The sequence below is a fragment of the Bradyrhizobium erythrophlei genome (genome assembly GCF_042430365.1).
Taxonomy (GTDB): Bacteria; Pseudomonadota; Alphaproteobacteria; order Rhizobiales; family Xanthobacteraceae; genus Bradyrhizobium; species Bradyrhizobium erythrophlei.
This window is the reverse complement of record NZ_JBHMET010000185.1, coordinates 74,576-96,966: the sequence shown is the minus strand read 5'-3', so window position 1 is coordinate 96,966 and position 22,391 is coordinate 74,576. Positions and strand designations below refer to the sequence as shown.

The window sequence follows — 22,391 nt, the reverse complement described above, 5'->3', positions numbered from 1 at the left end:
ACCTCCTCACTGCGAAGTCGGGAGAATGCTGCTCTGACCGCGGTCCGAAGTACCGATGATCACGGGATCACCTTGGGTCAGGCCGCCGGAAAGAATCTGTGTTCCCGAGTCGTCGCTCTTCCCGATGGTCACTGTGACCGGCTGGACTTCTCCGGATTTGCGTTCCACCCATACCGTCTTGGTTTCTGAGCGAAACCCTGTGCTCTGCGTGCCGTCGGATGCATGGCTCTGGGGACGAAACCGGAGCGCCGCGTTGGGGACTTTGAGCGCAGCTCCTGTCTCCCCAACCACAATGCTCAACCGTGCCGTCATCCCCGGAAACAACAGGTAATCTCGATTCGGCGCAGAGATCACCGCTGTGTACGTCACGACGCTCTGGCTGAGCTCCGGTGATTTGCGAACCTGAGCGACGCGACCAGAGAAAGTCTGGTCGGGATAGGCGTCGACCGTAAAGGTCGCAGGCTGTCCTTCTTTCACTTGTCCGATATCCGCCTCGTCGATCTTGCCCTCGACCTGCATCACCCTCAAGTCGTCTGCGATCTTGAACAGCATCTTCGATACCAGGCTTACCGCGACGGTCTGGCCGGAATTGATCACGCGAGTGATCACGACGCCATCAATGGGCGACCGAATTTGCGTGTATTGCAGATCAACTTCGGCCTGCTCAAGAGCAGCTTGATTTTGCTCGACGACACCCTCAGCATTCGCGACATTGGCTTCGGCCATCGATAATTCTGCTTCGGCGATTGCGATCGCCTCGTTCTTCATCCTCAGTTGCGCTCGCAAGGAGGTAACGCCTGCGGCGCCGGCATCGCGAACGGCGCGCGATGCCGTGAACTCGCGATCCGAGATGGCCAATTTTCTCGATAGCACAGTGTTGCGTTGGACATCTCGTTCCGCTTCTTCCTGCTTAGCCTGCGCAGCGGCCAAATCGGCCTCTCCCGCCTGGCTCGCGATGCGGGCGTTCTCTACTGCAGCCCTCGCCCTCTGCAGCGAGGCTTGCTGCAATTCGGCGGTCGCCTTCGCAATCTTGAGCGCCGCCTTGGCTTTCTTGACGGCGGCGATGTACGCCTCGGGATCCACTCGTGCGATCACCTGACCGGCTTTCACAACATCATTGAAATTGACAAGAACCTCCGAGATTCGTCCGGAGAGCTGCGAGCCGACCTCAATCATAACTACCGGGTTTAGCACCCCAGTCGCCTTGATCACCGTCTTTACGGTCCCGCGCTCGACCGGAACGGTGATATAGACGTGCTGCATTTTTCCGCCATCAAGGAAGCCCGCGATGGCGGCGAACACAATCAAAAGCAAGGCCCCAGCAAATATTCTCATTAGAGCCCATCGCCTTATTAGTTTGACGATAATCCCTAGTTGGGCGGAGGCGCCATACGCCGTTTCGTCGCTGCAGTCCCAGTTACTACTATGGGAGATTCCACGCCGATGTTGCTCATCGATCCAGCTTTGGCAATGCGATCATTGATGACGACTTGGAAGGCGCAACGCTATGCTTGACGATAAGCATCGACAAGGTGGTGTTGCGTCTGAATTGCAGAACGCCGGAACCTGGTTGGCGATTGCATGGAACTCATTCTGTCGCTTGGCGTAGTTGCAACTACCCATGCGGGGTAATACCTTTGAGTGGAGTCCTACAGAAGGAGAGCGTGCCGCTGCTAACCCTGTCGAAACAGCTGCGGCGGCTCACCGAGGCGCTCTGATTGGCACGGGGCGCTGTGGCGGCTCATTGTCACCGAAGCGGGGCCGCTTGTCGTCGACGTCAATCCGCACGTCGTCGAGCTCATGAATGCCCTGCTCGCGGGCGTCGATCTCGTGCGCTTGATGCTCGATCTCGCCTCCGGCGCGCATCTGCAAGCCGAGGCCGGGGAGGGCGCAGCGGCCTGCGCTCGCGGCAGTAGCTGCTGACCGTGATCGGCGCCGCGCGCGAACAGGGAACGCGTGGGCACGGCCGTCCATGCCGGCGCAATCAAGGAATTGACGCAGCTCAACGGCGATCCGCTCGCCGCGCTGCCGGTCAGGATCGTGATGGTCTCGACTCTTGCGATGCCGTCGCTGTAGCGGCGCTTTCACGCCTCCGCCACGGGTCCCTGTGCGCCGACGCCCGAAGCGTGGGCGGCGAATCGTCAAGGCGAGCGAGACGGCGTGAGGGTGAGCATGACGTACTGGTGTGGTTCGATGTTCCGCGCCAGCTTCACTACGAGTCCTCCGCGCGAACGTCAAATCCACACCGCATTAGAATATCACGCTTGCTAGTGTCCCTTTGCTTCTAACGTTCGTGCAAGCGCGCGCTAAAGCAGCAAGGCTAGCCGGCAATCGCAATTGACCGCGGCTTGTGCCAGAAGACGACTGCTAGAACGCCTTCTTGCCGGGCGAGATCATCACGCAATGCTGGGCGAGATCATCTCGGAATCTCCGACGGCATCATCTCTGCCACAATCAGGCGAGATCGTCGGGCTGGTCAATGCGGTAACATGTTGCCGACCTCGAATCATCACAGCGTAGAATGCGTACGCGTCCATACTTTGAAGGTAACTCTTAAGAGTTAGACGAACACCATTGCAGCCGGACTTATGCCGCGCGTAAAAGCAGTTTATCATTATGAACAATGAATGAACGATCCATGAAGGATCAATGAAGGAGCAGCATTTCCATAAGCTCCGACGGGCCTCTTGAAATAAACCTGTTGCGTCCTCAAAGGACGGAACGCTGTCATTCTTCGATGATCAAGTGCGGGCGACTTTAGCTTGAACGTTAGAGCACAATAGTTCTGGCACAATAGTTCTGCTTGAGTTGCGTCGCGCCGATGGCAATTTTTCGCGTAATTGCTGACGGAAACAGATCAATGAGAGCAGTTCTGGTAACTGGAGGCGCGGGTTTTATCGGCTCGCATTTGTGCGAGCGGCTTCTCCAAGAGGGGCACGAAGTTTTCTGCGTAGACAATTTTTATACCGGCACGCAAGAGAACATCGCGGGGCTCTTATCAGACCCGGGGTTTAAGCCGGTACAACACGATGTGATTTTCCCGCTCCATCTTGAAGTTGATGAGATTTACAATCTGGCCTGTGCGGCTTCGCCGGTTCACTATCAACGGCAGCCCATACAGACCACGAAGACGAGTGTGCACGGTGCAATCAACATATTGGACCTGGCGGTGCGGCTGGGGGCGAGGGTCTTGCAAACGTCCACGAGCGAAGTTTATGGCGACCCCCTCGTTCATCCGCAGAACGAGGACTACTGGGGAAATGTCAATCCGATCGGCCTCCGGTCTTGTTATGATGAAAGCAAGCGTTGCGCAGAAACCCTATTCTTCGACTATCACCGACAGTTCGCCCTAGATGTCCGCGTCGCACGGGTGTTCAACACCTATGGGCCGCGCATGCATCCGAAGGACGGTCGGGTCGTATCGAACTTCATCGTGCAGGCGCTCTCGGGCGAGCCGATCACAATCTACGGTGATGGTTCGCAAACGCGATCCTTTTGCTATGTCAACGATCTGGTCGATGCTCTGATCCTTTTCATGAATGCGCGGCCGGTCGACCCGGGCCCGCTTAATCTCGGCAATCCCGGCGAGTTCACTGTACTTGAACTCGCCGAGATGGTGCTGCGTCTGACCAACTCCTCCTCTCGCCTCGTATTGGAGCCCTTACCAGAAGACGATCCCAAACGACGCCGGCCTGACATCTCGCGTGCCAAGTCGCTTCTCGGATGGGAGCCGAGGGTGCCGCTCGAAGAGGGCCTGAAGGAGACGATTCGATACTTCCGAAAGGTTCTCGCTGGCGAAATCGTATCTGAACTAATGTTGCGCGTATCGCATTGATCGGAACTGGCCATGTCGGACTCGCTTCGTGTGTATGCTTTTCCGATTTCGGTCACCTCGTCATGCAAAAGTGATGTCAGAGTTCAAATCGCCGAGCGGGGAATTGGCCCATGCGATTGAACATCCTGGTCACAGGCGGAGGCGGCTATATCGGCTCGCATACATGCAAGGCTCTTGCCGCGGCAGGCTACAATCCGATTGTACTCGACGATCTAAGTACCGGTCACCGCTGGGCAGTGAAATGGGGTCCCCTGCTGGTGGGCGATATCGGCGATCGGGCCCTCGTGAGAGAGGCGATCAAACGCTTCGAGATTCGGCTGACTGTGCATTTTGCGGCTCACGCCTATGTCGGCGAATCGATCGAAGAGCCGCGTAAGTACTTCGACAATAATGTCAGCAAGGCACTCGCGCTTCTGGATGCCCTGCTCGATGCCGGCGCGGACAAATTTGTATTCTCCTCCTCCTGCGCAACTTACGGTATCCCCCGGGAGCTGCCCATTGCCGAGCATCATCCGCAGCTGCCAATCAATCCGTATGGCGCGTCGAAACTGTTCTTAGAAAACGTCCTGCATTGGTACGAGCGGGCGTATGGGCTTCGTTACACTTGTCTGCGCTATTTCAATGCAGCCGGTGCCGATCCCGATGGCGAACTCGGCGAGGACCACACACCCGAGACGCACCTGATCCCGCTTGTCATCGCCGCGGCGCAGGGGAGCAATCCGGCAGTCGAAGTCTTTGGGAACGATTACGACACCCCCGATGGCACGGCCGTGCGGGATTACGTGCACGTCTGTGATCTGGCGGATGCGCATGTCAAAGCTGTCGATCGGCTCCTCGCGGATGCCTCCAGCGCTAGCATCAATCTGGGCACGGGGCGCGGTTACTCTATCCGTGATGTCATTTCTACCGTCGAAAAAATCAGTGGCAGGACTGTTCCTGTTTTGGAGTGCGCTCGCCGGCCGGGCGACCCGCCGGCGCTGATTGCCGATCCACAACTTGGCCGATCGGTGCTGGGTTGGGCGCCCTCGAGATCCGATCTGTCGACGATCGTGCGGACGGCTTGGGACTGGCACCAGAAAACACGCCCTTGCGGCCCTCCCTCCGGCCTTGAGAGCGCGCGCGCGTCAGCCAAGCAGCGCAGCCGAAACGCTGCGATTTCGTCATAACTAAGGGGCTCTGAGACTGCGACGCCGCTCCGGGCCGGGGACTTTCGACATTCGAGGGATCGAAGCGGGTGCGGATCATGCTGGAAGCCGAAGCAAACATCAAAAGTCCCGCGGTCACCCCGGAAGCAGAAACCGGCACCAGCCATGTTCGCCTTGAGGCGCGCGGAAAGTTCCTCTTTGAGGGCGATGAGAAGGTGTACGTCAAAGGCGTAACTTACGGAGCATTCCGGCCGGACGACCAAGGAAGAGAGTATCAGGATCATCGCAGGATTGAGGCTGATTTCGCTCAGATGGCTGCGAACGGCTTCAATGCCGTCCGAATTCCTCATACCACCCCGCCACGTTCGCTCCTTGATGCCGCACTGCGCCACGGCCTGCGTGTCATGGTCGGCCTGTCCGCGGAACAGTTCATCGGTTATCTGATCGACCGCAAAAAATCCCCCGATATCGAGCAAGAAATTCGAAGCAAGGTGCAGGCGATACGCGGACATCCGGCACTGCTCTGTTACGCGATTGGCAATGAGATCCCGGCCCCTGTGGCTCGATGGCTTGGGCGACGACGGGTGGAGCGCTATCTTCACCGGATCTATCGCGTCATTAAGCAGGCAGATCCGCGCGGCCTCGTCACCTACGTCAACTACCCGACGACCGAATACCTCGACCTGCCGTTTCTCGATCTCGTGTCCTTTAACCTCTATCTGGAATCGGAGGAGCCGCTTAAGGCCTATCTCGCGCGTCTGCAGAATATTGCCGGAGATAGGCCCCTCATCATGACCGAAGTCGGATTGGACGCCTTGCGCAATAGCGAGGCCAGACAGGCCGAGGTGCTGGACTGGCAGGTACGGGCCGCATTTGCATCAGGATGTGCGGGCGTGTTTGTGTTTTCCTGGACTGACGAGTGGCACCGCGCCGGCGCCGAAGTTGATGACTGGGAATTCGGGATTACCCGTCGTGATCGGACGCCCAAACCGGCCCTGTCGGTGCTTGGGACGGCATTCGCCGAGGTGCCGTTTCCTGCTGATTTGCGTTGGCCTCTCGTTTCGGTGGTTGTCTGCAGCTTCAACGGAAGCCGTACCATCGGGGAATGTTTGGAGGCTATCGGCGAAATCCGCTATCCCGCATTCGAGGTGATCGTTGTCGACGACGGTTCCACAGATGATACGGCCGCGATTGCGGCTCAGTATGACACGACCCTCATTCGTACCCCAAACCACGGTTTGAGCCATGCTCGAAACGTCGGATGGCAGGCGGCGAAGGGCGAAATCATCGCCTATATCGACGACGATGCATATCCCGATCCGGACTGGCTCACTTACATTGCCGCGACATTCCGCGACGGTAACTATGCGGGAGTTGGCGGGCCCAACATCCTGCCACCGAATGATGGCCCAATCGCCGCATGCGTTGACAACTCACCAGGCGGGCCGCGGCATGTTCTGCTCACCGATACAGAAGCAGAGCACATTCCGGGCTGCAACATGGCCTTTCTGCGAACCGCGCTGTGTTCAGTGGGCGGCTTTGACGAGCGCTTCCGGGTCGCCGGCGACGACGTCGATATTTGTTGGCGCATACAAGAACGTGGATGGAAGCTTGGCCTCAGTCCCTCCGCGCAGGTATGGCATCATCGTCGAAACTCAGTGCGCGCCTATTTGCGGCAGCAGAAGGGGTATGGGAAGGCGGAAGCCCTTTTGGAGGAGAAATGGCCGCAAAAATACAATGCCCTTGGACATCTGAGCTGGCTTGGCCATGTCTACGGCGTGCCCCGTGTCCTTGGAACAGTCACAAGGGTCTATTTCGGACAGTGGGGGAGCGCTCCTTTTCAACGTCTCTACGAAGGGGCAGGACGCGTCCAATCTCTGTTGCTTATGCCGGAGTGGTACTTGGCGAATCTGGCCTTGGTCGTGATCGGTGCGTTGGGGATATTCTGGCGTCCCTTGTTTTTCTTTTTGCCTCTACTGGCGATTTCGGCGGGCATTCCAATCGCAAATGCCTGCGCGAGCGCGGCGCGGAGCCGGTTTGCAGGTGAGGGGTTTCAGCTCCCGCTAAGAGCCTTGACTGCACTCCTGCACATGCTTCAGCCGGCGGCGCGACTTTATGGCCGACTAAGGCATGGCCTCAACATTTGGCGAAGCCGCGTTCCTGCCGGCTTTGCAATACCTGTGCCACGCAGCAGGGCCATCTGGACGGATCGGTGGCAGGCTCCGCGAGCGAGGTTGGAAAGCATTGAAGGCTACCTTCGCGATAGGGGGGTCCCTGTCCAACGGGGCGGGCAATGCGACTTGTGGGACCTGCAGGTTCGAGCTGGACTTTGGGGCGGTGCCCGCCTGCTCATGGCCGTCGAAGACCCCGGCGCCGGAAATCAATACGTGCGCAGTCGCGTCTGGCCCAAGTGCTTCGCCCCAGGACTAGTCCTCTCTCTCACGCTGGCTCTGCTATCGGCCGGCGCAGGTATGGATGGAGCAGTGACGGCGTCCATTCCGCTTGCTCTAGGAGCGCTTCTCTCTGTTTGTAAGGCAGTTCTCGAATGTGGTCGTGCATCCGCCGTGATGCTGGACAGTATCGCAGCGCATGGCATCGCAACAGCGAAGCAACAAACTATGCAAGTGCGCGGCTGAGGCAAACGCGCCGTCTGAAGTTGAGTTTGAAGTCTCTGTGGAGACGACATGAACAGAACTCTCGAGGGATCGATCATGTCGGATGCTGGGCAACGCCGGCGTCTTACTTCGAGGCTGTATGCGCGGATCTTTCAGCAAATCCAGCCGTACTGGCCGCATCTGCTCGCGTTGTTCCTGCTAGGCACCCTGGGCAGTGCTATCAATCTGCTTGTGCCTCTGCCTCTCAAAATTGCAGTCGATAGCGCGATTTCAAATCATCCGCTGCCCCCGTTCCTGACGGCGCTGCTGCCGGACTTCGCGTTTCGCTCCCCCACCGCTATCTTGATGCTTAGCGTCACGCTTCTGATCGCGATCAGCTTACTGCTGCAGCTACAGGATCTCGTCGCCTCGTTACTGGCCAGTTATGCAGGGGAAAAGATCGTCCTGGATTTCCGCGCTCGCCTGGTCGCGCACGCGCAGCGTCTGTCATTTTCCTATCATGACGCAAAAGGCTCCGCCGATTCCATTTATCGCATCCAAACCGATGCGATGGCCTTGCAGTATCTCACTGTGGACGGCTTTATACCGATGGTATCCGCAAGCCTCACCTTGCTCGGAATGATCTGGGTCACCGCCCGGATCGATTGGCAGTTATCTTTGGTTGCGCTCGCGGTATCGCCGGTGCTCTTTGCTCTTTCCAAGATCTATCGCCCTCTGTTGCGCGATCAATCCTACCACATCAAGAAGGTGGAAACCTCAACGCTGTCCGTGCTGCAGGAGATCTTGTCATCTCTGCGTGTCGTGCAGGCGTTTGGAAGAGAGAAGCTTGAACAAGAACGCTACATTGATCGCTCGGCCGAAGGTATGCGCGCCCGACTGAGACTTGCGGTCGCACAAGGCGGCTATGGTCTCCTGGTCGGATTGACCACGGCATTGGGAACAGCGACCGTAGTGTGGATAGGCGTAAGTCACGTCCAGGCCAACACATTGACTCTCGGCAGCCTGCTCTTGGTGATGGCCTACCTCGGGCAGCTGTACGAACCACTAAAAATCATTGGAAGGAAAGTCGGTAGCCTCCAAGCTCATCTTGCCAGCGCCGAGCGCGCCTTCTTTCTTCTCGATGAACCTCCAAAGGTGTTTGAGCGCTCGAATGCTCGGCCGTTGGCGCGCGCCCTGGGAGCCATCGAGTTTCGAAACGTCTCCTTTCAATACCAGGACGAGCGGCCCGTGCTTCAGAACCTTTGTCTTGAGATCTCTCCCGGCGCCCGGGTCGGGATCGCAGGCCACACTGGCGCGGGCAAGAGCACGCTGGTCAGCCTCCTGCCTCGTTTCCACGACGTCACCACCGGCCAGATCCTGTTGGACGGCCGGGATGTACGTGAGTACAAGCTCGACGACCTTCGCAACCAGTTTTCGATCGTGCTCCAGGAGCCGGTACTTTTCTCCACCAGTATTGCCGAGAATATCAGATACGCCCGGCCCCGGGCGAGCGAGGAGGAAATCATCAAAGGCGCCAAACTCGCCAACGTGCATGATTTCATCGCGAGCCTGCCGGACGGATACCAGACGCTGGTTGGCGAACGGGGTATGCGCCTTTCGGGAGGCGAGCGCCAACGGATTTCGCTGGCGCGCGCTTTCATCAAGGACGCGCCGATTCTGATCCTGGACGAACCCACGAGTGCCGTGGATGTCGGAACTGAAGCCGCAATTATCGAGGCGATGGAACGTCTCATGTGCGGGCGCACTACATTCATGATCGCCCACCGTCTAAGTACGCTCGAGAACTGCGACCTTCGGCTGCAGTTGGAGAACGGTCATCTGTTGATGTGGAGCCGAAGCTAAAAAGGGATGCTGAACCCGTGCCTTCCGATGCTCGATTGATGAGCTTGCTCGCGCGCGATGCGTCGCGGCCGTTCCGACCCACCAAGGTCGTGGCATCATTGCGAAACCTCGCAGCACACTCTGAGCGTTCATCAGGCTCGCACTGGAGGCGTGAGGGAGAAATGCATGGCACTGTCAGCTGGCGCAACGACGAGATCACCCAGTTTGTAGGAGTGAGCAGCATGGGTGTAATCGCGGGAGTGAGGCAGCGATGAGTGTAAGCGTATGGCTATCCGCCAACACATTGCACTATCCGCAAGGCGGCGGTCACATGTGGGTGTTTCTCAACTGGGCTCTCGGGCTCCGGGAACTCGGGTGCGATGTCGTTTGGCTTGAGGGCATCGTCAAAGGCGGGTGGACGCCGGGACACGCGGAAGTTTCACAGCGCCTGGCTGATCTGAAGACGCGTTTGTCTCCTTATGGATTTAGCGACCGTATCGCCCTTTGGTCCAACGACGACCAACTCGTCCCCCGCCACGTGGCGGAGCAATGCATTGGGTTGGAAGCTGCAGGAGATGCCGATTTACTCGTCAACGTGAATTACCAGACGCCAGCGGCGGTCATTGAGCGGTTTCGACGCTCAGCCCTGATCGACATCGATCCAGGTCTCCTGCAAACGTGGCTGAGCGATCGATCCTACAACTTTGCAATCCCACTGCACGACGTGCTGTTTACGATCGGAGAAACAGTCGGCCAACCCGACACGAAGATCCCCGACGTAGGAATCGAATGGCACTATACCCCGCCCTGCGTTGCTCTTTCATGGTGGCCCCCGGTGCCAACCACGGAGACGGCACCGCTGACTACGGTATCGCATTGGGTTTCGGACAATTGGTTGAGAGATGAAACGGGACAGCTGTGGTCGAACGAAAAACGCACTGGCTTTATACCTTACCTGGACCTGCCGCGGCACACATCGCAGATCCTCGAACTTGCATTGCAGCTTCGGCCCGAAGACGAAGCTGATCGGACCCTGCTGCGCAAGCACGGCTGGCGGGTGCAAGACGCCTGGATGGTCGCGGGCACCCCATGGGAGTATCAAGCATATGTGCGACAGTCGCTTGGTGAATTCAGTTGCGTCAAACCATCGTGCGTACGATTCCAGAACGCATGGATCAGTGATCGGACCCTCTGCTATCTGGCGAGTGGCAAGCCCGCCATCATTGAGCACACGGGCGCCAGCCGTTTCCTCCCGGACCACGCTGGCCTACTCCGCTTTACAGACTTTAAGACGGCGCAGGAATGCCTCGAAGCAGTATCGACTGATTACGGGAAGCATTCACGTCTCGCTCGTTCATTGGTGGAGGAGCATTTCGATGCGAAAAACGTCATCAAGAAACTGCTGGAACGGGCGCTCTCTTGAAATATTTTGGAGGGACTAGCCAATGGATGCCATCGATCCGGAAGTTCATGCCGATGAATCCAGCCGCGAGCTCTTGGTTCTGGCATTTCACAAGATCGGCGTTCCGCCCGGGGGCCACAGTCACACCTGGTTCTATATCCCCATATCCATGTTTGAAGGATACCTCAAACGGCTGCGTGACAGCTCGTGGCGGGTGATCGACGCCGACACCTTCGTCGCAGGCCTCACGCATCCGGAGATTTTGCCGCCACGTTCCGCCTTGCTCACTTTCGACGACGGCTACCGCTCCATGCGCCACGCTGCGGTCCCGCTCTTATCTGACTATGGCTTCCCCTCTGTGCTTTTTGTCCCGACGAGCTTTATCGGTGGGACCAATCGCTTTGATCAAGGCGTTGAGCCGGAGGAACCAATTTGTGACTGGGATGACCTGCTAGAAATACAGCGAAGGGGAGTATCTCTCCAATCTCATGGCGTTACCCACCGGCATCTCTCCGAGCTTGGCCTCGATGAACTGAGGCATGAACTACGGGCTTCCAAGTCCGCACTCGAGGCCAGAACGGGACAATCCGTCACACTCTTCTCGTTTCCGTACGGCGACGGTGGTTCAAGCCTGGAAACAACGGCTGCTGAGCTTTGCCAGGCAGGCTATCGCGCCGCGTTCTCGTATGGGGGCGGACGCGAGCGAGTGCCCCTTAAGAGTTATTACAGCCTATCCCGCGTGGCGATGGGGCCAAATATCGATTTGGGGGCAGTGCTTGGGGAAGGCTAAATGGATGCTTTCGTCAGGAAGTGTCCATTTCGAGCAAACTTGGCGGATAACGCAGCGTTAAGCGAGAGGCGACGTTTGAAACACTGAGTAGAGCGCACTTGAATAGGTGAGTTGCCAGTGAAATCAATCCCGATGCGCGATCATGAAGAAGCGGGGGACGTCACCGCGATAGCGCTGCGCCCCGTGGCGCGGGCTTGGCGGAAGCTCACAAATCGCCAAGCAGTTCCCAGCATCGAGATAATTCAGGAACGGGGGCACCGGGCTGAGGAAATCTACCGTACGACCAGCAAGCCGTTTGTGTACAGGCTGACCGGTGTCGGACCTAACGGGAGCAACGTAATTGCCAAACGGTGTGACTCTGCTGCTGCCTCGACAGAATGCTCAATCTACCAGAATGTGCTCCCGCATCTGCCGGTCAGCGCACTTCGTTATTGCGGCCTCGTGGCTGATGATGACCCTCAATTCTGCTGGTTGTTTCTCGAGGATGCCGGCGAAGAGCCATATTTGCTGGATGTTGAAGAGCATCGGGTCCTCGCCGGGCGTTGGCTTGGTGTGATGAATGTCGCGGCCCGGCAGCTTCGAGCCGCAAGCTGTCTGCCGGATCGGGGTCCCGGCTTTTATAGCAAGCTGCTTCTCGCATCCCGCGAGACGATTCGGGAAATCGCCGAAAAGTCCACTTTTTGCGACCGCGGCTCGACCCTGCTTCGGGCGCTGATTTCCCACTGTGATGCTGTGGAGCGGCAATGGGAGAGGATCGAGCAGTTTTGCAACCGGATGCCGCAAACGCTAGTCCACGGCGATTTCGCCGTTCAGAACGCCAGGGTTCGAAGCGGCTCGACCGGCATCAATTTATTGCTCATGGATTGGGAAGGAGCCGGCTGGGGCAGTCCCGCCCCTGATCTTGCCCAGTTTGTCGGTGGGTCGTTGAGCCCAGATCTAGGCGCCTATCATTCAGTTGTGAGCGCGACGTGGCCCGGTCTACGGCCGGCAGACCTGCAGCGTCTGGCAGAGATTGGTCGAATGTTCCGGCTGATCAGCTCTCTGGGGTGGGCTAACGAGGGTTACCGTGCCCTCGAACCGGATTGGTACATCGAGGAGGTGAGTTGGTACGAGCAGGGGCTTGCCAACTGGCTGCGAACTGTGGAGGGACCCGGACGAGCAAGATGAGCAAGCCAAATCGCGTCGACTTCTCCTAAAGCGGTAACCCTTGAGACATCGGTGGTGGCGCTGACATTTGATTGTGCCTGAGATCGGCCAGTACAAATATGCCATTCATCTTTGCCCCTCATCGCGTGGGTCGACTTAATTCATAATCGGTGTGCGCGCAGTGATCCCACGTTGATCTGTCGCAGGCCGACCGAAGGCTACGCTTAACTACGGCGCAAAGCGCAAGGAAAGAAGCCCCAGAGAAGGGGCGATATCACGAAGTAGTGGAGTCAATGAACGATGACCGCTGCTCCAAGTTCTTCGCCGCATGCAGAGAAAAGGAGATTGGGGCGGGCGGCTCTGATAGTCCTGATATTATTAGTTGGTGCTGGACTACGGCTTGAACACGTTACGCAACCATTTGCCGATAAGTTTAGCTGGCGAGAAGCCAGCACGGCGATGATGGCGCAGAATTTCTATCGCGGTCAATGGAACATTCTGTATCCGGAAGTTGACTGGGGTGGCCCCGGCCCGAACTATCAGGGACGCGAATTTCAAACAGTCACTTATATCGCCGCGCTTCTATACAAGATGTTTGGGCAGCACGATTGGGTGGGTCGCTGTGTCGCCGTCGCTTTCGGTCTGTGGGGGATTTTCGCTCTTTATCAGCTGACGCGACGGGTTTGGGACCACGAAAAAGCATTGGTCAGTGCAGCATTGATGTCGGTGCTTCCCGGCGCTGTTTTTATCGAACGCTCCTTTTTACCTGATCCAGCAATGGTGGCGTTGGTGATCACCAGTCTTTGGCTGTTGGTCGCGTATTGCCAGACCGAGAAGATGCAGTATCTCGTTCTCTCGGTGGTGGTTGGGTCCCTGGGACTCCTGACTAAATTACCTGGCATCATTCTCGGTATACCAGCTGCCTACGCAATATACGCCATCCTTGACCGACGCTCCCTGGAGCGAAAACAATTGCTTGGTTTGCTTGCGGCAGCCACGTCAATTCTCGCCACAGCAGCAGGATATTATCTCTGGGCCAGATACCTGAGCTTAGCTTATCCGCCCCACCACTTTGCGGGGGCAAATCAGTTTGTGTCACCTGACAAGATCGGCCGCTGGATAAAGAGCTCGTATTTTTTGCCAGAGCTCGGTCGTCAATTGTTTGGGTGGCTATGGACATGGCCGCCGGCAGTTTTGGTCTTGATAGGTTTGTGCTGTTCTCCATCAAAACAGGAAAAAGCTGAGCCAGAAAGAAAAGCCGCACCCTGGCTATTTCACTGGTACGGAGCGGCCCTGGTTGTTCAATATCTCATAGAGGCCCAGCACCTCGTTGAGGATCCCAATAACATGCATCTATGGAATCCGTTTGCGGCAGCCATGGGCGGGCACGCAATTGCGTCGATGACGCAATGGCTTCGGAGACGTGATTTTGAATATCTTCGGATTACGGCGACGGTTGCGATTATTGTGGTTATCGGCGCTGTAGGACGACAGAAATTAGAAACCCCCTATAGGCCAGCTTATGCGCCTTCGTATCACATAGGGTCGACGCTCAGCAAAATAGCGAAGGCCGACGACTTGGTTGTCTCCGTTGGATTGAATCCTTGTACTATTTACTATAGCGGGCTCCGGGGTTGGACCTTTCCACCCACAGAGGTTTGGCACACTGCGCTCGGCTGGGATTATGGGGACCTTGATATCGAGTCGATGAAATCGCTCTGGGCACAGGGTGCGAAATGGCTCGTAATATCCAATAGCAATGATGACTACCTGAATGCAGACGACTTGAAGCGGGGACGAGAAAGAAAAATATGGAGCTTTATACGCAACAATTTTGAACTTCATGTCGACGACGAGGACGGCATGATTTTTCGACTGCCTGCGTATCCGCTCCAGCCGACGGTGTCAAAGATCACGCGTGGATAACGGTCGTCATCCGATGGCAAAATTGCTCATTGTGAATGCCGATGATTTTGGTCTCTCGCCGGGGGTCAACGCTGGCATCATTGAGGCGTTCGAAAAGGGCATCCTCACCAGTGCTTCCATCATGGTGAATGCTCCGGCCTTCGAAGACGCGGTGAAACTTGCGCACGCACACGAAGGCCTGGGAATTGGCGTCCATCTCAATGTCGTGCGCGGCAAGGCCATTCTCCCGCCTACCGAGATCCCGAGCTTGGTGGATTCCGTTGGACGATTTCTGCGGACACCCATAGGCCTGTGTTGTGACCTTCTCCGCAAGCGTGTCGATCTCGATCACCTCAGCCGCGAGTTCTCGGCGCAGATAGAACGGGCATTCGCGGCAGGCCTCCACCCAACGCATGTGAACAGCGAGCAGCATGTCCATATGTACCCGCCTATTTTCGCACGCGTGCTGGAGCTAGCGGAAACGTACGGGATCAACGCCGTGCGTTGGACCGGGCAGTATCCGCGTGCCGCCGACCTGATCCATTGGAGCCGACGGTCTTATAAGGATCTTTTGGTGAACGCCTGCGCCAGCCTTTGCCGGAAACAACTCGATGGGCGTGTGGTCATGTCCAATGACTATTTCTATGGACTGATCGAAACCGGCTCACTCACGACAGGGGTCCTTAGAGGCATCCTGCCGCAACTCAGGGATGGCGTAACCGAGATCATGTGCCATCCCGGATATGTTGGCCAAGATCTCCAAGAGGCCTTCCGGACGATGGGCACGTCTTCTCTGGTGGCTTCTCGGGCAATGGAGCTGGAAGCCTTAATCGATCCCAGCCTACGGGCGCATATTCGCACCCTTGGGGTGCAGCTCATCCACCATGGAGGCATCGATGAATCCCGAATTGTCCATCGTCGTTCCTCTCTACAATGAAGAGGACAACATCGAGGAGCTGTATACGAGACTAACGCCGGTTCTCGTCGACCTCGGCAAACGTTACGAGCTGATATTCGTCGATGACGGGAGCCGCGATCGGACGTTCAATCTCCTCGCGCAGCTTCAGGCAAAGGACGATAAGGTCCATGTGATCCGATTGCGGCGGAACTTTGGGCAGACCGGTGCGCTCGCTGCCGGCTTCGATTTCGCGGAAGGCGACGTTATTGTCTCGATGGATGGCGACCTCCAACACTCACCTGAGGATATCCCCTCTCTCCTGGCGAAGTTAGCCGAAGGGTACGACGTCGTCAGTGGATGGCGGGAAAAACGCGTCGACAATTATTTGCTAAGGCGCCTTCCGTCCCTGGTTGCCAACGCGCTAATGGCCCGCCTGTCGAGGCTACCGCTCCACGACTTTGGGACAACCTTTAAGGCATACAGGCGAGAGGTGATCAAAAACATCGAGTTGTTCGGGGAGCTGCACCGTTTCATCCCTGCATTAGCGAGCATGCAAGGCGTAGCCATCGCCGAAGTGCCTATCAAGGATACGCTGCGGAAGCGTGGCTCTTCGAATTACGGAATCTCCAGGACATTCCATGTGCTGTTTGACCTGTTGACGGTAAAGTTCCTCATTCACTATGTGCAACGACCGCTCCAATTCTTTGGACTGTGGGGACTGCTCATGTCGGGCGTGGGTTTCTTGCTGCTGGCTGGCATCACCGTGCTTAAGCTCTTCTATAACGTATCCATCTATCAATACCTGGGCTCTCTGCTCCTGGGCATGCTTCTCCTCCTCCTCGGAATCCAGCTGGTCGCGGCCGGCCTGGAGGCCGAATTGAGCGCTCGTATTTATCATACGGTGAAGGGCTGGAAGATCTATGCAGTCAGGGAAATCTGCTCAACCCGACACGACAAGGTGGCGTGACGGCTAGGTTGCAAGATCGCGTATGCGCACGGCGGCAGGACGTTTCGAACTATAGGACGTGAGACCGGCTGCGGGCCGGGATTCTCGATCTCGCCAGCGCTGGCTGATCAGACGCAAGAGGCGCGTACCGCAGATTTCGGAGGGTTCTGGCGATGCTCGTTGATTTCCCAAGCGAGGTTAGAGAGTTTCTTTACAATGTGTTCGTGGTCAAGCTCACCTGGCTCGTGCTCGTGGGTTATGCCGGCCAAGCGCTGTTCGCCACACGCTTCGTCGTGCAGTGGATCGCGACCGAGCGCGCGCGCAAGAGCGTGATCCCCGTCGCCTTCTGGTTCTTCTCGATCGGCGGCGGCCTGCTTCTGTTCTGCTACGCGCTGTTGATCAGGGATCCGGTCTTCATCCTCGGCCAGGGCTTCGGCGTCCTCGTCTATTTGCGAAATCTGTATTTTGTCTATCGCGAGAGGCGCGATCAGGCGGCGAAAACAGCCTGATCCCCACCACTCATGCATGGCCATAAAAATCTTTGTACCAATCGACAAATCGCCGAATACCCTCCTCAATTGGTGTCCGCGGCCGAAACCCAATGTCGTCCACCAGTGCGTCGATGTTTGCGAAAGTCCTCGGCACATCTCCGGGTTGCAGAGGCAGCATGTTCTTAAGCGCCTTCCGACCGACTGCGGTCTCAATACACTCGATTACGTAGAGCAGCTCGACTGGGTGGCTGTTCCCGAGGTTATACAGCCGGTAGGGTGCAGCAGACGTTCCTGGATCTGGACACTCGCTATTCCAGGCAAGACTTGGGGCTGCCACCCTGTCGACGATCCTAACGATACCTTCAACGACGTCAGCGATGAAAGTAAAGTCACGAGCATGATGGCCGAAATTGAAGACATCAATCGGCTCGCCAGCAATGATCTTCTTGGTAAACAGAAAGAGGGACATATCTGGCCGTCCCCAAGGCCCATAGACCGTAAAGAATCGCAAACCTGTGACGGGTATACCATAGAGGTGAGAGTACGAATGAGCCATCAACTCATTGGCCTTCTTGGTCGCAGCATAGAGGCTAAGCGGATGATCGACATTGTCGTGAACACTGAACGGTAGGTTTGTATTGGCTCCATAAACAGAGCTGGATGAGGCATAGACCAGATGCTCGATCTCGTGATGGCGGCACCCCTCCAGAATATGCAGGAAGCCAGCAAGATTTGCATCGACGTATGCATGGGGGTTCTTGAATGCGTAACGTACGCCCGCCTGTGCCGCCAGATGGACGACACGATCAGGCTTGTGCGCAAACACCCGATCAACTTGATCGCGGTGCGCCAGCTCAGCCCGCACAAATTGAAACTTTGCATGCTTCTCCAAGCGCGCTAAGCGAGCCCGCTTGAGACTAACATCGTAATAGTCGTTAAGATTGTCGATCCCGACGACTTCATCACCGCGCTCAAGCAGAGCATTTGCTGTTTGCGAGCCGATAAAGCCAGCTGCACCGGTTACAAGAACTTTCATGCGGCCGGTCTCCTAAGCGAGGGAATTGGTTCCGGAGAACTCCGTCAACGTCGCAGATCAGACTCGCGCGTCGCTGGCTTCGATCGGAAAGACCTGCTTGATGCCGTACAGAACTCCGTTTGAAACGTCCACTCTGCGCTGCCTGAACCCGATGAACCGGAGCCTAAGCTGCAGTAAGGATGATCCAAATGCGAATCCGGTTCAAGAATTTAGTCGAGGATCGAGACCGCCGCCGCAATGTCCGTCTCTGTGTACGCGTCCCGGGCACGAATTCATGGCGGCTCATAAATCGTTCCGCTATCTCTGCATTCGCTACCAGAAGTCCTCGCTCTCTACGGCGATGCGGGCATAGTCGTCGCAGACATGTGCCCGTATCCGGTCGCCTAGCCACTCAAGACGGCCGAAATCCGCATCAGGAGCCGTTCCAGACAGAAAAGGACGCCAACACGGCAAGATGACCAAACACCGCTACTTCGCCGAAATCGCGAGTCGTCATTGCTTCTGCCAGGGCGTTTTCGCGCAACCAAGACCCGAGGCAGACATCGCGTCGTCGCGCTGTGAACCGCGCTCAGCGGCCCGGTTCTGTGCCAGCTTGACTTCGCTATGGCGGCAAAGCCTAAGATTGCCTTGTTCCAGCCACCCACGACAATTCAGCTAATGCGGCGCGCTTCGATCAGGCTGAAGGGCGACGCGGTTGCGACAATAGTCTCAACCGAGAGGCCGCTCAAGGCCAGCAGGTCGCGATATTGGGCGTCGGTGCGCTCGCAACCCGTTGTCATGACCAGCATGTTGAGATCCGTCAGACAGGCCCGTCGGTGTGCAGGGATGGCCTCGACCCGCGCCGGCAGCACCTGTTCGATCAGCAGCAGTCGGCTGTCGGCGGTCATGGCCGCGGCGCAGTTCGTCAGAATGTCCCGGCTGCTGGCATCATCCCAATCGTGAATCACGCTTTTTAGGATGTAGGCATCGGCGCCCGGCGGCACGGTCTTGAAGAAATCTCCATGCACGATCCGGCAGCGGTCGCTGAGGCCCGCCGCGGTGAGAGCCTTGGAGGCGTCCGACGTGCCCGATGGGAGGTCGAAGATCGTACCGTTCAGGCCCGGACACCGTGACAGAACGACGGACAACAATGCTCCGTTGCCGCCGCCGACATCGACGATCGTCTTGAAGCGGTTGAAATCGTAAGCAGTGACTGCTGCCTTGCCCACCTGACGGGTCATCTCCGCCATCGCCTCATTGAAAATTCTGGCCTCTTCCGGTTGGCTTGCGCGATGCTCGAACGTGTTGGTCCCGAAAACCTTGCGGAAGGCGGACTTGCCGGTGCGAACGCTGTAGGCCAGATCACTCCAGGCACTGCGGGTATCTTCGGAGCCGACGAAAATTGCAAAATTGCGCAATGAGCCTGGGACGCGGGTCCGCAATTGCTCGCCGAGCGCGGCGCAGGCGAAAACGTCCGGTTGGATTTCCGAAAACACATCAAACGCCGACAGCGCGCGCAACAGGCGGGCAAGCGCGGAGGGGTCCGTCTCTGTCGCGACGGCGAGGTCGGCGACGTGGCGCGCCTTGTCGTGCAGCAGGTCGGCAAGGCCAAGCTTCGCCGCGACGCAGATCGCCTGCGAGGCCCACGCGCCGGTAATCATCGGCATCAGCGACGAGGCTTCGGGCACTGGGCCTGGTGGCTTGGACACTGTCGCCTCCATGATGTTGATCACAACCCTGCGGGCGGTTTCATTCCAACGCGTCGCACGCTAGTTCCGCATTCCAACCAGCCCGCCAAATCGCTCCCAACTGCGGCCGCTGAATTGCTGCAACTGCATTTCGGCGATGGCCGAGGGGCGATCGATCCCGGTGCGAACCCTGATGCCCGGCAACAACATCGGCAGCTCGAGATCAAGCTTGTTGGCTTGCCGCACGATGTTGTCGCGCGAGAGGTCATCGCCGCATTGCCGCAGCACCTGCACCAGCGTCATGGTCCGGCTGTAGGCGATGGCATTCTGCATATTGACGGCATCACCTTCGGGGAAATATGTGCGCATGAAATCGAAATAGTCGCGGACGCCGGGGTCATCTTTGAATTGAGGATCGGTTGGGTCCTTGCCGTACGCCGCGGTGATCAGGCCGACCGATTTGTCGAGACCGGCCGGTTCGAGCACGGATGCGACCGCCGATGAGATCGAGTTGATGAGATGCAGCGGCTTCCATCCGATCTCGTCGCTTTTCCGGATCGCCTGAGCCGCGAATTTTGCCGTCGTCACGTTGAAGAAGACGTCTGCGCCGGAGGCCTTCAAGGCGACAATCTGCGAGTCGATCGTTGGATCGCTGACCTGATAGGTCAGCTCGCTGACGATCATCGCGGAGGCTTTGGCGCCCAAACCATCTTTCAATCCCTGCAGGTAGTCCTTGCCATAGTCGTCGTTCTGGTAAAGTACGCCGATTCTCGCGTCCGGTCTGGAGCGCAACAGATAGCTTGCGAAAATCATTCCTTCGGCATGGTAGGTAGGTTGCCATCCGATCATCCAGCCATGTTGCTTGCGATCTTCCCACTTGCTGGCGCCGGTAACGAAAAACAGCTGCGGCACCTTTTGATCCGAGAGATATTTCTGTACGGCTGTGACCGTCGCTGTCCCGAACGCGCTGAACATCAGGAGCACGCCGTCGCTCTCGACCAGTCGACGGGTTTGTTCGACGGTCTTCGACGGGTTGTAGCCGTCATCGAGTGAGATGAAATTGATCTTGCGACCGTTGATGCCGCCCCGTTCATTGAGCATCTTGAAGTAAGCCGCTTCCATGCGCCCGATCGTACCGTAAGCGGATGCGGCGCCGCTGTAGGGCATCGTGTTGCCGATCTTGATTTCGCCGGCACCGGTTTGCGCCGGCAAAGGCGTCGCCAGCATTAGGCTGGCCAGGCCGATGCAGCACCATCGAGCCAGCATCGACGTTCCGGAGCGGGCGCACGGAACTAAGGCGGTCAGCTGTCGCAGGAACGTCATTGTCGCCTCCCTATTCCATCGATTGGCAGATCGGTTTTGGGTCGCGGCTTTCGCCGTCCGTGGCCCGGACGGGCATAAGAGTCGTTGGCTTCGATCACGCGGGCCAGCATGTCGAGGAGGGCGGCGCGCTCCGCTTTCGCCAGCGGCGCCAGAATCCGCTCCTGCGCAGCGAGCAAGGAGGGGCGCAACCGATGGCGCAAATCCGTGCCGCGCCGGGTCAGATAGAGCTGGCGGGCCCGCCGGTCGTCGGGATCCACCTGTCGTTTGACCAGCCCCTTTCGCTCGAGAAACTCGATCATTTGGCCGAGGGTGACCGCGTCGACGCCGAGGCGGTTTGCGAGTTGTCGCTGGCCGCTCCCGGGTTCCTCCAGAATGGCGGCCATGACCCCATAGAGCATCGGTGTCAGATCCTCATGCACGAGAATCTCCGCCGTTACCCCAAGGCAGATCTGGTGAAAGCGGCGTGCCAGATGCGCGGGCACTCTGTGCGACGGCAGCACCTGTGGTGACTTTGCCTTTGGGCCCTTTGGTCCCGGGCGAGGCTCGTGCATGAAATTCCCCAGCGGAAAGCTAGCTAGATATGATCTGCGTCGAGGCAGATTGCGGTCTCAAGTCAGAATTCGCGCAAAGTCCGAGAAGTGCCAACAGGCGTCCGCGCGCTGAAATGCGCAACGCGCGGTCGCCTTGGTGGACCTCTAGGTAATCAAGAAGCCGGGGTCGGCGCCAACTCCAAACAAGGTCGTGGTCGGGTGGTGCAGCTCGTGGACGAAGTCGTTGACGATCTGGCCCTGGGGGGTGATTGGGTCCGGGGGGATCGAGTGGACGAAATCGCTGACGAGGTGAGCGGGCGATACTGGATTTGGGGGAATGTGGAGATGGAGGTCATGGACGAAGCTGCTGACCAGCAGGCCCTGGGGTGTGATTGGGTCCTGGGGGAGCGAGTGGACGAAATCGCTGACAAAATGACCGAAATTGAAGCTGGAATCTGGCATGACGATTTTCCTTTCTTGAAGGTTCGAGTGCCCGTGGTCGATTTCCCGCTGTAGATGCAGAATTTCGCTCTGTGTATTAGTAAGAATATATATGATTAGAATACTTATTATATTTGCTGTCAAGGGCCATCCTGCGCGTGGCTCGGATAGTCCTGCCCATTGGCAGCTTTCGCCAGATCACCCGATAGATCGTCGGGACGACCAAGGCCAAGCCTGCAAGGTCACCGAGTGGCCATTCGTGGACCTGTCGATGGGCGGCCCGGATGTCTGGTTTTGAGGTCGATGCGAACGTCGCGCGCCTGCGCGCGGTGGAATCTCGAGTACTCGCTTAGTCAGCCAAAGCCCGTGTTCTTCCATAACATCGGTTTTACGACACGGC

18 protein-coding genes are annotated in these 22,391 nt (G+C 57.6%); 13 read left to right on the top strand and 5 right to left on the bottom strand.

All coding sequences use genetic code 11. From position 1 onward, the window contains the following. Window positions 1-6: 6 nt before the first annotated feature. A complete protein-coding gene (locus ACFFWD_RS26320) occupies window positions 7-1,335 on the bottom strand; it encodes an efflux RND transporter periplasmic adaptor subunit (RefSeq protein WP_376970071.1) in 1,329 nt (442 codons plus the stop codon). Between the two features lie 465 nt (window positions 1,336-1,800). On the opposite strand from ACFFWD_RS26320, the gene ACFFWD_RS26315 reads away from it, so the two are divergent. The 12 genes from ACFFWD_RS26315 (at window position 1,801) to ACFFWD_RS26260 (ending at window position 17,012) form a co-directional block, all read left to right on the top strand. Further along, the gene (locus ACFFWD_RS26315) at window positions 1,801-1,923 is read left to right on the top strand and encodes a hypothetical protein (RefSeq protein ID WP_376970069.1); all 123 of its coding nucleotides are present in this window, start codon (window positions 1,801-1,803) and stop codon (window positions 1,921-1,923) included. A 937-nt stretch (window positions 1,924-2,860) separates the two neighbouring features. Further along, window positions 2,861-3,835 (top strand): UDP-glucuronic acid decarboxylase family protein, encoded by a 975-nt coding sequence (locus tag ACFFWD_RS26310; RefSeq protein ID WP_376970067.1) that lies wholly within the window; start codon window positions 2,861-2,863, stop codon window positions 3,833-3,835. 110 nt (window positions 3,836-3,945) lie between these two features. Next, window positions 3,946-5,001, top strand: coding sequence for a UDP-glucose 4-epimerase GalE (gene galE / locus ACFFWD_RS26305; protein ID WP_376970065.1), 1,056 nt, complete (start codon window positions 3,946-3,948; stop codon window positions 4,999-5,001). A gap of 77 nt (window positions 5,002-5,078) precedes the next feature. Beyond that, entirely contained in the window at window positions 5,079-7,616 is a 2,538-nt protein-coding gene (locus tag ACFFWD_RS26300; RefSeq protein WP_376970063.1) for a glycosyltransferase, read from the top strand. A 48-nt stretch (window positions 7,617-7,664) separates the two neighbouring features. Next, the gene (locus ACFFWD_RS26295; protein ID WP_376970061.1) at window positions 7,665-9,437 is read left to right on the top strand and encodes an ABC transporter ATP-binding protein; all 1,773 of its coding nucleotides are present in this window, start codon (window positions 7,665-7,667) and stop codon (window positions 9,435-9,437) included. Between the two features lie 310 nt (window positions 9,438-9,747). Continuing rightward, a complete protein-coding gene (locus ACFFWD_RS26290; RefSeq protein WP_376970059.1) occupies window positions 9,748-10,839 on the top strand; it encodes a hypothetical protein in 1,092 nt (363 codons plus the stop codon). Between the two features lie 22 nt (window positions 10,840-10,861). Then, the gene (locus tag ACFFWD_RS26285; RefSeq protein WP_376970057.1) at window positions 10,862-11,608 is read left to right on the top strand and encodes a polysaccharide deacetylase family protein; all 747 of its coding nucleotides are present in this window, start codon (window positions 10,862-10,864) and stop codon (window positions 11,606-11,608) included. A gap of 117 nt (window positions 11,609-11,725) precedes the next feature. Then, entirely contained in the window at window positions 11,726-12,775 is a 1,050-nt protein-coding gene (locus ACFFWD_RS26280) for a phosphotransferase (RefSeq protein ID WP_376970055.1), read from the top strand. Between the two features lie 279 nt (window positions 12,776-13,054). Next, a complete protein-coding gene (locus ACFFWD_RS26275) occupies window positions 13,055-14,680 on the top strand; it encodes a glycosyltransferase family 39 protein (protein WP_376970053.1) in 1,626 nt (541 codons plus the stop codon). A 13-nt stretch (window positions 14,681-14,693) separates the two neighbouring features. Then, window positions 14,694-15,596, top strand: coding sequence for a carbohydrate deacetylase (locus ACFFWD_RS26270; RefSeq protein ID WP_376970051.1), 903 nt, complete (start codon window positions 14,694-14,696; stop codon window positions 15,594-15,596). Further along, complete coding sequence (locus ACFFWD_RS26265) at window positions 15,556-16,524, top strand: glycosyltransferase family 2 protein (RefSeq protein ID WP_376970049.1); 969 nt, start codon at window positions 15,556-15,558, stop codon at window positions 16,522-16,524. Before ACFFWD_RS26270 ends, ACFFWD_RS26265 begins: the two co-directional genes overlap by 41 nt. Before the next feature lie 152 nt (window positions 16,525-16,676). Next, on the top strand, window positions 16,677-17,012 hold the full coding sequence (locus ACFFWD_RS26260) for a lipid-A-disaccharide synthase N-terminal domain-containing protein (protein WP_376970047.1): 336 nt from the start codon (window positions 16,677-16,679) through the stop codon (window positions 17,010-17,012). Between the two features lie 10 nt (window positions 17,013-17,022). Here ACFFWD_RS26260 and ACFFWD_RS26255 read toward each other — a convergent pair whose 3' ends face one another. The 4 genes from ACFFWD_RS26255 to ACFFWD_RS26240 all read right to left on the bottom strand — a co-directional run bounded on the left by ACFFWD_RS26255 (window position 17,023) and on the right by ACFFWD_RS26240 (window position 21,439). Then, window positions 17,023-18,030, bottom strand: a complete 1,008-nt coding sequence (locus ACFFWD_RS26255; RefSeq protein WP_376970045.1) for an NAD-dependent epimerase — start codon at window positions 18,028-18,030, stop codon at window positions 17,023-17,025. A gap of 650 nt (window positions 18,031-18,680) precedes the next feature. Continuing rightward, window positions 18,681-19,676: a methyltransferase gene (locus ACFFWD_RS26250; protein ID WP_376970043.1), complete on the bottom strand. Its 996-nt coding sequence runs from the start codon at window positions 19,674-19,676 to the stop codon at window positions 18,681-18,683. A gap of 102 nt (window positions 19,677-19,778) precedes the next feature. Further along, window positions 19,779-20,963, bottom strand: a complete 1,185-nt coding sequence (locus ACFFWD_RS26245; RefSeq protein WP_376970103.1) for an ABC transporter substrate-binding protein — start codon at window positions 20,961-20,963, stop codon at window positions 19,779-19,781. A gap of 53 nt (window positions 20,964-21,016) precedes the next feature. Then, window positions 21,017-21,439, bottom strand: a complete 423-nt coding sequence (locus ACFFWD_RS26240; protein WP_376970042.1) for a MarR family winged helix-turn-helix transcriptional regulator — start codon at window positions 21,437-21,439, stop codon at window positions 21,017-21,019. A 342-nt stretch (window positions 21,440-21,781) separates the two neighbouring features. Here ACFFWD_RS26240 and ACFFWD_RS26235 point away from each other — a divergent pair, with 342 nt between their 5' ends. Then, the gene (locus tag ACFFWD_RS26235) at window positions 21,782-22,066 is read left to right on the top strand and encodes a hypothetical protein (protein ID WP_376970040.1); all 285 of its coding nucleotides are present in this window, start codon (window positions 21,782-21,784) and stop codon (window positions 22,064-22,066) included. The last annotated feature ends 325 nt before the right edge of the window (window positions 22,067-22,391 follow it).